The sequence below is a fragment of the Marseilla massiliensis genome (assembly GCF_016899855.1).
Lineage (GTDB): Bacteria > Bacteroidota > Bacteroidia > Bacteroidales > Bacteroidaceae > Prevotella.
Map to the genome: position 1 here is coordinate 64,086 of NZ_JACJJG010000006.1, position 11,874 is coordinate 75,959.

The window sequence follows — 11,874 nt, forward strand, 5'->3', positions numbered from 1 at the left end:
CCCGTCACCTCATCTCACCTCATAGCACCGGCGGGCATGCCTGACGGCCTTGCCGAGCGCCACGAGCTTGTCCATGACGTAGGCTCGGGCGTCGGTCTCGGGCACCACGAGCAGCGGTCTGCCCGGCCGCTTCAACGGCTTTAGCGTACGATAGGCGGCCGCGGCGTCGCCCTTGGGGATGTCGTCGTGCACGTAATAGCAGTCCACAGTGCTGCCGCCCTTGCGCAATACATAGCCGTCATCATTCTTGCCGGTCATGGCATAACCATCGTCAAGCAACAGGTTTTGGTACCATATACGGTCGCCCCAGGCAAGGGCGGCAATGTCATAACAGGGCAGCGTGTCGGCGTAAGCCTTCGCCTCGCGGCGCATGGCGTCCTTGTTGCTCTTGTAGGCATGTATGTAAAACGGGTAAAACACATTGCCCGAGGCTATCATCATCTCGTCCGCCGTGGGGATAAACTGCCCCGCCCCAATGCCGAAACGGCACTTCATGGGCGTTAAGTCCTCACTGAGCAGCGTAAGGAAAGGGCCTTCCTGGCGTTCGTTGCCCACCCACGCCTTCGACACCTTGGCTACAGCCAGCGGTATGGTGATGCGTACCGAGCAGAAGGCGTACAGCACGACGAGCGCCGCCACGGCGTAACGTGCGCCACGCCGGCCATTACACCAGCGGGCGATGGCAGCCCATCCGGTTGAGCACAGCATGAGAACAAATGGCAGAATGTACAGCCAGTGCTTACCCGCACATCCCGTACGGCGGAACATATAATGGAGCAACAGCATGGGCAAGAGGCATGTCACGAGGAGCAGCAGCGACCGTCTGCGCCAGAGCACGACAACGCCAAGCGGCAGAACGACGACGCTGACAATCGTGTAGAACGTGAACAGGGCGTACTTTACCTGACCTGAATACTGCCCGCCGGCGTCGAACGACGAGTACATGCCGAGCGTATGGCGCACAGGGTCGGCTCCCATCACGGCACACCCCACCGTCACTATAGCCACGACGGCCACCGCCGCAACGGCCGACAGCGCCACGCAACGCCATACCTTCTTCCTGCCGTAGACGAACAGGAGCAACGGCAGGAGCACGGGATACACTATCACGACGTCAATCCTGAACAGAGGCGCAAGCCCCATAAGCGCCACAGCCAAGACGAAACGCCCATCCAACACCATGCACATGGCCCATACGAAACAGGCATAGGCGGGCACCGCCGAATTGGGATACATCGCGCAGGCGTACGACTCGGGCAGGAACAGCAGGGCAAATACCAGCACATGAACCGGCAGCAAAGTGAGACGGCGGCAAAACCTGACCGCACCCACTACGGCAAAGCATGCCGCAAACCACGTAACCAGGCAGTACAGCTGTTCGCAGGTAAGCCCCGCAAAAACGGCATTTAACCCCACAACGACATAGCTCACCAGCGGTTGCATATCATAAAAATAAGAATACGGCGGAGGTACGGTCACGCCTTGGTTGGCCATGACGGAGCATCCCGCCAGCAGGTGCATGCTGTCGTTCTCGTAACACGAGAGCGGAAACACGCCCACGGCCATCCACACAAGGAAGAGCGCAAGGCTCCAATAACTTTTGATAATGTCGGTCAAGACCATGCCAAGCCTTCCGGAACGGGCACTGCACATGTCATTCATCGGCTTTTCCATAATTTTTGCAAAGGTAATGATTATAAACCTAACGCCGGAACGACAAGCATAATATTTACTAAACAACCCGATTTAGTCGATGAAAAACAAGAAAATATCACCCTGATTGGCCTGTAAAACCAAGCAACCCCGCCTCCACAGCCTATAAAAAATCAACAAACAGCCTGTCTATTCAACTTGGCAAGCCCAATAACGCCATTTAATCCAATCAATAAAAAATAATGTATATCCACCTTGTCCGCCACAAGCAAAAAGTAAAGCCCCGAAAAACCGTAAGCAAAACACCGCCCGTTGATTACACATAACAAGATAAACGTTTATAAAACAGTCCTTTCATCACTATCAAGACGATGTTTACTTACAAACTAAAAAGCCGTCTTTTAGCTTGTAAAAGACGGCCTTTTGCAATGCTAAAGGCGGCCTTTCATAACCTCGAAGACCGCCTTTTGTATTGCCATTGATTAATCAATAAACACCATTACGTCACACCTCGGCGCACGCCCGGGCAAGCCATTCACGCTCGCCGGCGTCAAGATGGGGCGCCAAACGGTCGTACACCATGCGGTGATAACCGTTAAGCCAGCTGCGTTCCTCGGACGTAAGCATGTCGGTTATTACCGGTTCGGTATCTATCGGGCACAGCGTCAAAGGCTCGAAGCCGAGGAAACGGCCGAACTCAGTCTCCATATAAGGCACCGTTAGCAACGTGTTCTCCGTGCGTACGCCGAACCGTGAGGCCAGATAAAGCCCCGGTTCGTCGGTCACGGTCATGCCTTCGACGAGCGGAGCGGGCACATGCTCCATGCGAATCTGGTGAGGCCCTTCATGCACGTTGAGATAAGAGCCCACGCCGTGGCCCGTGCCGTGCAGGTAGTTAAGCCCCTCGCGCCACAGCGGTTCACGGGCTACGGCGTCGAGCTGGGTGCCCGAAGCTCCGCGCGGAAACTTGCACATCTCCAGCCGTATGTGCGCCTTGAGCACGAGAGTGTATATCCGCCGCTGCTCTTCGGTAACCGGACCGAGGGCAACGGTGCGTGTAATGTCGGTCGTTCCGTCAAGATACTGCGCGCCGGAGTCTATCAGCAGCAGGCCTTCGGGGCGCAACTCTACGTCGGTTTCGGGCGTAGCCTCGTAATGCACGATGGCCCCATGCTCCTGATAAGCCGCTATCGTGTCGAACGACAGTCCCTTGTACAAAGGCTGCTCGGCCCTGAGCGACGTCAGTTTGGCGTCTATGCTCATCTCCGTCTGCCCTCCGGCCTCAACTGCGGGGCGCAACCAGCGCAAGAACTTGACCATAGCCACACCGTCGCGCAGCATTGCATGGCGGAAGCATTCTATCTCCGTGGCATTCTTCACGGCTTTCAACGCCGGAATGGGCGACGGCCCCGCAACCTTCACGCACGCGGGTATATTATATAAGGTATAGTTGATTTCGTCCTCGTCCATCAGTATATTGTACTCACCGTAACGTTCAAGAGCCTTGCCCACGTCACCGTATCCGGCCGTGCCTACACCCTCGGCGGCAAGGTATGCCTCAACCTCGGGCGTCAGCTTGTCACGGTCAACGAACAGAGTGACGCTCTTTGAGTCAATCAGCAGATAGGTCACGAACACGGGATTGCAGTGAACGTCAGCGCCACGAAGGTTCAGTGTCCACGCAATGTCGTCGAGAGCAGCCACCAGCATGCCGCACGCGTGCCGCTCCTTAAGCGCCGCCCGTATGCGCGTTATCTTGTCGCCGCACCGCTCGCCGGCATATTCAAGTGGATGAATTGACACCTTGTCTTGCGGCACTGACGGTCTGTCGGTCCATATCAGGTCAAGAGGGTCGTAATTGGTACGCACGGTTATGCCGCCCTCGGCACGCAGTTCGGCAATCAGGCGGTTAACTGACGCTGCCGAATTAACCGTCCCGTCAACGCCCACCGTAGGACTTTCAACGGTCGACAGCTTCATGCCGAGCCACTTGGTGATTGACGGCGTGCCCTCGATACGCTCCTTCATAAGTTTGAATCCGGTACCACGCAGCTGCTCCTCGGCGGCAAGAAAATAGCGCGAGTCGGTCCAAAGGGCAGCGTCGTTCATCGTCACCACAGCCGTACCGGCAGAGCCGTTGAAGCCGCTGATCCACTTGCGCCCCTCCCATCTTGCCGGCACGTACTCGCCGTTATGCGGGTCGGTACTGGGGAAAATGAACGCGTCGATACTCTCGCGGCGCATTACGTCGCGCAAGGCTGATAATCGGGAAGAAATCATTGTGCTCATACAAATCGTTTTTTAAGGTATAAAGAGTCTGCCGGGATTTAGTCTTCGCCTACAAAGCAGACCACCGCCCGCAAGCCACAATAACAACTTTATTATTGCAAAACAGACATTACAAAGGTATAACTTTTTATATTTAATAACAAACTAAAAGGATAATAAATGCCGAATGTCCGGCTTTTTTATTAACTTTGCACCACAGGAAAACGGGACAAGGGCAGCCACATTGCCACTTGCCGTTATTTGATGCAAATGAATGTCTTAACAAATAAAACATAGGTTTATTATGGAATTTTTGACTAACGAAAAACTTACAATCGTCGGCGCAGCCGGAATGATTGGTTCAAACATGGTTCAGACAGCGCTCACAATGCGCCTCACCAACGACATTTGTCTCTATGACGTGTTCTCACCCGAAGGCGTAGCAGAGGAAATGCGCCAGAGCGGATTCGGCGATGTGAAGATTACCGCGACAACAGACGCCAAAGAGGCTTTCACAAACGCTAAATACATCATCTCTTCAGGTGGTGCTCCCCGTAAGGCAGGCATGACCCGTGAAGACCTGCTCAAGGGCAACTGCGAGATCGCTGAAGGACTTGGCAAGAACATCAAGGAATATTGCCCCGACGTAAAGCACGTTGTAATTATCTTCAACCCTGCTGACCTGACAGGTCTCGTAACCCTGCTTTACTCAGGATTGAAACCTTCACAGGTTACAACCCTCGCCGCTCTCGACTCTACACGTCTGCAGAGCGCGCTGGCAAAGAAGTTCAACGTAATGCAGAGCGAGGTTAAGGGCTGCGCTACATACGGCGGACACGGCGAGCAGATGGCTGTATTCGGCTCACACGTAACCATCGACGGACGCAAGCTGACCGACATCATCGGCACAGACGAGTTCCCCGAGGCTGAATGGGAGCAGATGAAGAAAGACGTTACACAGGGCGGTGCTAAGATTATCGAACTGCGCGGACGTTCTTCATTCCAAAGCCCCGCTTACCTGTCAGTTGAAATGATCCGTTCGGTTATGGGCGGTGAGGCGTTCAAGTATCCTGTAGGAACTTATGTTTCAACAGACAAGTACAACCACATCATGATGGCTATGAACACCACGCTCGACACTACCGGCGCTCACTACACAGTACCCGAGGGCACAGCAGAGGAGAACGCTAAGCTTGACGCAAGCTACGAGCACCTTTGCAAGATGCGCGACGAGCTGGTAACTCTGAATATCGTTCCCGAAATCTCTAAGTGGAACGAAATCAATCCGAACCTGTAATTACACTCTTTTCATAACTGTATGGGCGTGCCTCTCCGTGAGGTGCGCCCTTGTTTTTTTGTCGCATACATAATAGCGTAAGGCTGCATAACAATGATATACCTATGCTTCATAGCAGTTTATTCGTCATAAAATTAGCTTCTTAACAATATTTTCCAATGGAAATTATGTGATTTGAAAAATTATTACTTTCTTTGCGGCATGAATGTGGAACTAATACGGAAAAAGACTATGAAGCACGTGATTATTGGCGGCGTGGCAGGTGGAGCGACCGCAGCCGCACGATTGAGGAGAGTTGACGAGACTTCGGAAATAATCTTGCTGGAGAAAGGCAAATACATTTCGTACGCTAATTGCGGACTTCCTTATTATATAGGAGGCGTGATTGAAGAACGCAGCAAACTGCTGTTACAGACTCCCGAATCTTTCGGAAAGAGATTCCGCATTGACGTGCGCGTTGAAAACGAAGTAACGGCATTACATCCAGACAAGAAAACAATCACTGTGCGAAGGGCTGACGGCTCTGAGTACGAAGAAACATACGACAAACTATTGTTGTCGCCAGGGTCAACGCCAGTACGTCTGCCGTTGGAAGGCATTGACCTTGACGGTATCTTCACATTGCGCAATGTGGAAGACACCGACCGGATAAAGCATTACCTTACGGAAAAACAAGTAAGGCGTACCGTTGTTGTAGGAGCAGGCTTTATCGGACTGGAAATGGCCGAAAACCTGCATCATGCCGGAGTGTCAGTATCCATCGTAGAAATGGGAAATCAGGTAATGGCGCCTATCGACTATTCAATGGCAGCTCCCATTCACCAGCACCTGGCGGATAAAGGCGTCGCGCTTTACTTGGAAGAAGGCGTAACGGGATTCAGCCATGAAAAAGACGGACTGCTTGTCCATCTGAAAAGCGGAAAGTCAATCGCCACGGATATGGTGTTGCTATCCATCGGAGTGCGCCCGGCCACGGCATTGGCAAAGGCTGCGGGAATAAAGCTGGGCGAAACAGGCGGAATCTGGGTGGACTCTTACCTGCAAACATCCGAAAAAGATATTTACGCCGTTGGCGATGCTATTGAGTTTCCCCACCCGCTTACGGGTAAACCGTGGCTTAACTATCTTGCCAATCCTGCCAACCGACAAGGGCGTATCGTGGCAGACAACATGGCGTTGGGCAACTCCGTGACTTACGAAGGCGCCATCGGCACCTCCATAGCAAAGGTATTCGACCTGACCGTAGCCTCAACAGGACTGGCCGCCAAGCGCCTGAAACAAATGGGTATGGAATACCGCAGCTCGATAACCCATTCGTCCTCACACGCCGGATACTACCCCGACGCATTGCCGCTGACGCTAAAACTGACTTTCCATCCTACAACAGGAAGGCTTTACGGCGCACAATGCGTTGGCCATGAGGGCGTGGACAAGCGCATAGACCAGATTGCCCAACTCATCAAACGCGGCGGAACGGTGTATGACCTTATTGAGACAGAACATACCTACGCCCCACCCTTCTCTTCCGCCAAAGACCCGATAGCAATCGCCGGCTACGTTGCGTCGAACATTATCAGCGGCGCAATGCCCGTCATTACGTGGCGTGAGTTGCAGGCAGAGAAAGAGCATATATTACTTATCGACACCCGCACCCATGAAGAATTCTCGTTCGGCACTATACCCGGAGCCGTCAACATTCCGGTGGACGAAATGCGCAACCGCCTGAACGATATCCCTAAAGACAAGCCCGTGGTGCTGTTCTGCGCCGTAGGTCTGCGTGGTTATTTAGCAACACGCATTCTCGCAGGGCACGGATACAAAAATGTACGCAACCTGACAGGTGGTTACAAGACATATTCCGCGGCAGTGGCGCCTGTTCCGCCACCTACACCACAAAGTCCTAAAACTGCACCGGCTACAGACAACAACAATGACGGAAACATACTGAAGATCAATGCTTGCGGTCTGCAATGCCCCGGTCCGATAATGAAAGTAAAGCAAGCCATCGACAACGCTGAGCCAGGACAACGGGTTGAAGTCACCGCAACCGACGCAGGTTTCGCCCGCGATGCCTCGGCATGGTGTAACACTACGGGAAACAAACTGATAGAAAAGACCGAAAGCAACGGACGTTACACAGTAGTTATCGAGAAAGGCAACGTCTGTCCCGCCCCTGCTACAGCCTCAACCAGCGGATGCGGAAAGACCCTTATCCTGTTCAGTGACGACCTTGACAAAGCATTGGCAACATTCGTCCTCGCCAACGGAGCGGCGGCAACGGGACAGAAAGTGTCCATATTCTTCACGTTCTGGGGCCTGAACGTGCTGAAGAAAGTACAAAAGCCGCAAGTACAAAAAGACATATTCGGAAAGATGTTCGGATGGATGCTTCCTTCAAGTTCATTAAAACTGAAACTGTCGAAAATGAACATGCTTGGCATGGGCAGCCGCATGATGCGTTACCTGATGAAGCGCAAAGGAGTAGACTCGCTGGAAACATTGCGCGCCCAGGCACAGCAGCAGGGCGTGGAGTTCATCGCCTGCCAGATGTCGATGGACGTGATGGGCATAAGCCGCGAGGAACTGCTTGACGGCGTAACGATAGGAGGCGTGGCAACATATATGGAACGCGCCGACCAGGCAAACGTAAACCTATTCATATAATTTGCGGATAATTTTCCGTTATTACCATAAAACAAAGAAAAAAGATGGACAACACGCTATGCCGGATTCGAGACCTGTACCGTGCCATTGCCGAGTTTGAAAGCTCGTTTTCAAAAACATACGGAATCTCGCTTAACGAAGGGATGTTGCTTTGCACCTTGCTTGACAAGGGACAACAGACCTCAAGCGAGATTGCCGATGCACTCGGACTTTCACACTCCAACGCATCTAAAGTAATCCGCTCCGTCGAGGATAAAGACCTGATTACAAGGCAAGTAGGCAAGGAGGACAAACGGCAGATGAATTTTATATTGACTGCCGCAGGTCGGGAACTAATCACGCGGATTAAGAATACAACATACCATTTGCCGGAACTGCTGGCAAAAGCAATCAGGCAGACTGAATAGAATATTCAAGTAAAATGGAATCAACTCTAACCACCAATCATCCCGTCTTATGAAACGCTTAATTGTAGAAACACCAAGACTGCAGTTGTATGAAATGGAGTTTACGGATATGGCGCCACTGTCCTCGATATTGCAAGACGAAAAGGTAATGTATGCTTACAACGGGGCTTTCACAGAAAAAGAAACGACGGCATGGATGAGAAAGCAGCTTCAACGTTATAAGGAATTTGGATTCGGATTATGGGGTGTGTTCCTTAAAGACACAAATGAAATGATCGGTCAATGCGGCATTACCATGCAAGAATACAAAACGACTCAGATACCAGAAATAGGATACCTCTTTGCACACAGACACTGGCACAAAGGATATGCAACAGAAGCTGCAACAGCCTGTAGGGAATATGGACTTAATACGCTGTATTTTAATAAATTATATTCCATAATCAGAGATACAAACATCGCATCGCGGAAAGTAGCAATACGTATCGGTATGCAACCTATTGATAGGGTTATAAAACATTATCGTGGAATGGAAATGCCTCATATAATATTTTGCACAAAATAAAAATAAGATTAAAACAAAATTCCTTTCGACGATTCTCTCCATCCTTGTTTCACCAATATAGGATTCGGTTCGGCAATGACATGTCAAAAAACTTCGTTTATTCCTTGCCATTGCGCTCGTTTTTCACTATCTTTGCAAAAGGAGGAACTAACCATGCGGAAGATATTTTTGACGATAACTGTTGTTTTGGCAGGCGCCCTTACTGCATTTGCGCAAGACGATAAAGACAATCATAACACAGTAGAAAAATGCGACACGCTGACCTCGACAAGCGTGGAAAAGGGCAATGTGTACATGAGCCATTACCGACCGGCAACATCGGACTCGGCGCAATATAAGCCGAAGAGCTACAATATCGACAGCCATGCCGTAACAATGCCGAACCACAACGCCTTTAGCTATAAGATAAAACAAGACGACTGGCTCGGAGGATTACTGAAAGACATTCTGTTCTGATAATGTTTCAGAAATATATTTAACCAGAAAAAGGCTGCTATATTGCCGTTTACTGCATTGCAAAAGACGGCAAATCACAATTCAAAAGACGGCATTTCGCATTACGATTTACGGCCTTTCAAAAGACGAAAGACCGTAAATCATAAACTATAAGAAGAATTAAACGAGATTTGTTCACATCTGTCAGCCACGAGATACAAAGCATTAAGTATCAACAGGTTATATGGCTGACAGAGGACATAAGCATCTGTCAGTTACCGTCAGGCTTCGTCATCGTTATGAATGAGCAGACAAAGGACTTACACATATAACTGACACACAGCGCAAAAACCGTCAGAATGCATACATCTGATAATCAAAGCGTTACGATGCAGGCTGACGGCTGACAGAGAATTTCAAAAAAATATTACTGACTACCTCATCAGCCAGCGCCCGCCGTGCTGTATCATCGGCACGACCACTTCTTCGTTAAGGCTGTCGCCGAGGCTGAACACAAGGAATGCTTCCGCCGTACGGACATGCGAACGGCCGTCGGCTGAGGGGATAGTGTCGTTGACGCAACGCATCACCCGTATCTCGTTTATTCCGTGATGTTCCTTGCCCATACGCTCAACGAACATAGAGGCGTTGGCCTCAAGCTGCTCGCGATAATTGTCGGGAATAGTGTCCGGCAGGTACATGCCACGCACGAAGTAGGCATGATTTCCAGCCAAAAGCGAGTCGTAATACTCTTTGGCGGCGATGGCGGCAGCATTGTCTACCGTCTTCTCGTCCGAACACGAGAAGAACGAGAGAGCAAAAAGCGAAAGGATTATGATAAAAAGTCTGCGCATCTTGTTTTTTATAAGTAGTCAAAGTAGTTAAATTCAATTATAGGAGTTAAAGTCAAATGCCTTGCCAAATGAAGAGTAAATAACCCATGCTTATGTTATTATACCCATAAGTCAAGATTATTAATTCATCATTATTCACACTTCACTTGGCAAAGGCATTTGACTTTAACTCCTATAACTACACAGTTCCTTCCCTCCTAACAACTATTTCTGCCTTATGAATATGTTTATCGGCGAGCCTGTCAGCTTCCAGTTCTCACGGATTTTATTCTCAAGGAAACGCTTGTAAGGCTCTTTGACGTACTGCGGCAGGTTAGCGTAGAACACGAACGAGGGTATCTGCGTGTTCGGCAGCTGCGAGCAATACTTTATCTTGATGTACTTACCCTTTATCGATGGTGGCGGATATGCCTCGATAAGCGGCAGCATAACCTCGTTGAGCCTGGTAGTTCCGATCTTTATCTTGCGGCTTTGGTAAACCTCCTTTGCCATCTCGAGCACCTTGAATATACGCTGCTTGGTAAGCGCCGAGGCGAAGATGATGGGGAAATCGGTAAACGGAGCCATGCGGTTATGTATCGCCGTAACGAACGTGTCGATAACCTTCTGGTCCTTGTTTTCCACCAAATCCCACTTGTTCACAACCACAACGAGCGACTTGTTGTTCTTCTGGATAATCTGAAAGATATTCATGTCCTGCCCTTCTATGCCGCGCGTGGCGTCGAGCATGAGGATACATACGTCGGAGTTTTCGATTGCGCGGATTGAGCGCATTACGCTGTAGAACTCCAAGTCCTCAGAGACCTTGTTCTTACGGCGTATACCAGCGGTGTCGACAAGGTAGAAGTCAAAACCAAACTTGTCGTAACGTGTATAGATACTGTCGCGTGTTGTGCCTGCTATCTCAGTCACGATGTTGCGGTCTTCACCGATAAAGGCGTTGATGATACTGCTCTTTCCCACGTTAGGACGGCCCACTACGGCAAAGCGGGGAATACCGTCTTCAAGCAGTTCGCCGCTGTCGCCCTTCAATTTAGACAACACCAGGTCGAGCAGATCACCCGTTCCGCTACCGCTCATGCTACTTATGCACATGGGGTCGCCCAGTCCGAGCTTGTAAAACTCGGCAGCAGCATACTGCTGGTCGTTGTTGTCAACTTTATTGACCACGAGAACAACGGGCAGTTTTGTACGGCGCAGGATTGCCGCAACGTCTTCGTCCCAGTCGGTAACGCCGGTCGTAACGTCTACCACGAAGAGCACCAGGTCGGCCTCTTCCGTCGCGACGATAACCTGCTTACGTATTTCCTCCTCGAATATATCATCAGACTTCACCACCCATCCACCGGTGTCAACAACGGAAAACTCGCGCCCGTTCCAGTCGCACTTGCCGTATTGACGGTCACGCGTAGTGCCGGCGATATCGCTGACGATGGCCTGGCGCGACTTGGTAAGGCGGTTGAAAAGCGTAGACTTGCCCACGTTGGGGCGGCCTACTATCGCTACTAAATTTGCCATACTTTACAGAATTAAGAGTTAAGAATTAAGAATTAAGAAAATATGACTTTCCCGTTCAAAATCCGTAACCCCCGTTTTATATTATTTTTTACATAGAGCGAAGACTAAAGAACAGGGAAAAGCAACCTACAAGGCTTATTTTCTTAATTCTTAATTCTTAACTCTTAATTATAATCTCATTCAGGGTTATACCCGAAATTGTCAAGCTCACGC

9 protein-coding genes are annotated in these 11,874 nt (G+C 50.4%); 5 read left to right on the top strand and 4 right to left on the bottom strand.

Annotated elements, in window-relative coordinates:
- Positions 1 to 9: 9 nt before the first annotated feature.
- The gene (locus H6A34_RS02840; protein ID WP_205103321.1) at positions 10 to 1,674 is read right to left on the bottom strand and encodes a hypothetical protein; all 1,665 of its coding nucleotides are present in this window, start codon (positions 1,672 to 1,674) and stop codon (positions 10 to 12) included.
- A 483-nt stretch (positions 1,675 to 2,157) separates the two neighbouring features.
- Positions 2,158 to 3,942, bottom strand: a complete 1,785-nt coding sequence (locus H6A34_RS02845; protein WP_205103322.1) for an aminopeptidase P family protein — start codon at positions 3,940 to 3,942, stop codon at positions 2,158 to 2,160.
- A gap of 283 nt (positions 3,943 to 4,225) precedes the next feature.
- On the opposite strand from H6A34_RS02845, the gene H6A34_RS02850 reads away from it, so the two are divergent.
- The 5 genes from H6A34_RS02850 to H6A34_RS02870 all read left to right on the top strand — a co-directional run bounded on the left by H6A34_RS02850 (position 4,226) and on the right by H6A34_RS02870 (position 9,310).
- Entirely contained in the window at positions 4,226 to 5,218 is a 993-nt protein-coding gene (locus H6A34_RS02850) for a malate dehydrogenase (RefSeq protein WP_021947173.1), read from the top strand.
- A gap of 231 nt (positions 5,219 to 5,449) precedes the next feature.
- Positions 5,450 to 7,882: an FAD-dependent oxidoreductase gene (locus H6A34_RS02855; RefSeq protein ID WP_205103323.1), complete on the top strand. Its 2,433-nt coding sequence runs from the start codon at positions 5,450 to 5,452 to the stop codon at positions 7,880 to 7,882.
- Between the two features lie 44 nt (positions 7,883 to 7,926).
- A complete protein-coding gene (locus tag H6A34_RS02860; RefSeq protein WP_205103324.1) occupies positions 7,927 to 8,289 on the top strand; it encodes a MarR family winged helix-turn-helix transcriptional regulator in 363 nt (120 codons plus the stop codon).
- Between the two features lie 49 nt (positions 8,290 to 8,338).
- Positions 8,339 to 8,854, top strand: coding sequence for a GNAT family N-acetyltransferase (locus H6A34_RS02865; protein WP_205103325.1), 516 nt, complete (start codon positions 8,339 to 8,341; stop codon positions 8,852 to 8,854).
- A gap of 153 nt (positions 8,855 to 9,007) precedes the next feature.
- On the top strand, positions 9,008 to 9,310 hold the full coding sequence (locus H6A34_RS02870) for a hypothetical protein (RefSeq protein WP_205103327.1): 303 nt from the start codon (positions 9,008 to 9,010) through the stop codon (positions 9,308 to 9,310).
- Positions 9,311 to 9,723: 413 nt separating this feature from the next.
- Here H6A34_RS02870 and H6A34_RS02875 read toward each other — a convergent pair whose 3' ends face one another.
- Positions 9,724 to 10,143 carry a hypothetical protein gene (locus H6A34_RS02875; protein ID WP_205103329.1) on the bottom strand — a complete coding sequence of 140 codons (420 nt, stop codon included), beginning with the start codon at positions 10,141 to 10,143 and terminating at the stop codon, positions 9,724 to 9,726.
- A 204-nt stretch (positions 10,144 to 10,347) separates the two neighbouring features.
- The gene (der, locus tag H6A34_RS02880; RefSeq protein WP_021947179.1) at positions 10,348 to 11,661 is read right to left on the bottom strand and encodes a ribosome biogenesis GTPase Der; all 1,314 of its coding nucleotides are present in this window, start codon (positions 11,659 to 11,661) and stop codon (positions 10,348 to 10,350) included.
- Positions 11,662 to 11,874: the final 213 nt, after the last annotated feature.

What these genes read in the sequence shown, in the direction of transcription:
- H6A34_RS02840 (WP_205103321.1), bottom strand. Translation starts at nt 1,674, where the DNA reads ATGGAAAAGCCGATGAATGACATGTGCAGTGCCCGTTCCGGAAGGCTT.
- H6A34_RS02845 (WP_205103322.1), bottom strand. Translation starts at nt 3,942, where the DNA reads ATGAGCACAATGATTTCTTCCCGATTATCAGCCTTGCGCGACGTAATG.
- H6A34_RS02850 (WP_021947173.1), top strand. Translation starts at nt 4,226, where the DNA reads ATGGAATTTTTGACTAACGAAAAACTTACAATCGTCGGCGCAGCCGGA.
- H6A34_RS02855 (WP_205103323.1), top strand. Translation starts at nt 5,450, where the DNA reads ATGAAGCACGTGATTATTGGCGGCGTGGCAGGTGGAGCGACCGCAGCC.
- H6A34_RS02860 (WP_205103324.1), top strand. Translation starts at nt 7,927, where the DNA reads ATGGACAACACGCTATGCCGGATTCGAGACCTGTACCGTGCCATTGCC.
- H6A34_RS02865 (WP_205103325.1), top strand. Translation starts at nt 8,339, where the DNA reads ATGAAACGCTTAATTGTAGAAACACCAAGACTGCAGTTGTATGAAATG.
- H6A34_RS02870 (WP_205103327.1), top strand. Translation starts at nt 9,008, where the DNA reads ATGCGGAAGATATTTTTGACGATAACTGTTGTTTTGGCAGGCGCCCTT.
- H6A34_RS02875 (WP_205103329.1), bottom strand. Translation starts at nt 10,143, where the DNA reads ATGCGCAGACTTTTTATCATAATCCTTTCGCTTTTTGCTCTCTCGTTC.
- der (WP_021947179.1), bottom strand. Translation starts at nt 11,661, where the DNA reads ATGGCAAATTTAGTAGCGATAGTAGGCCGCCCCAACGTGGGCAAGTCT.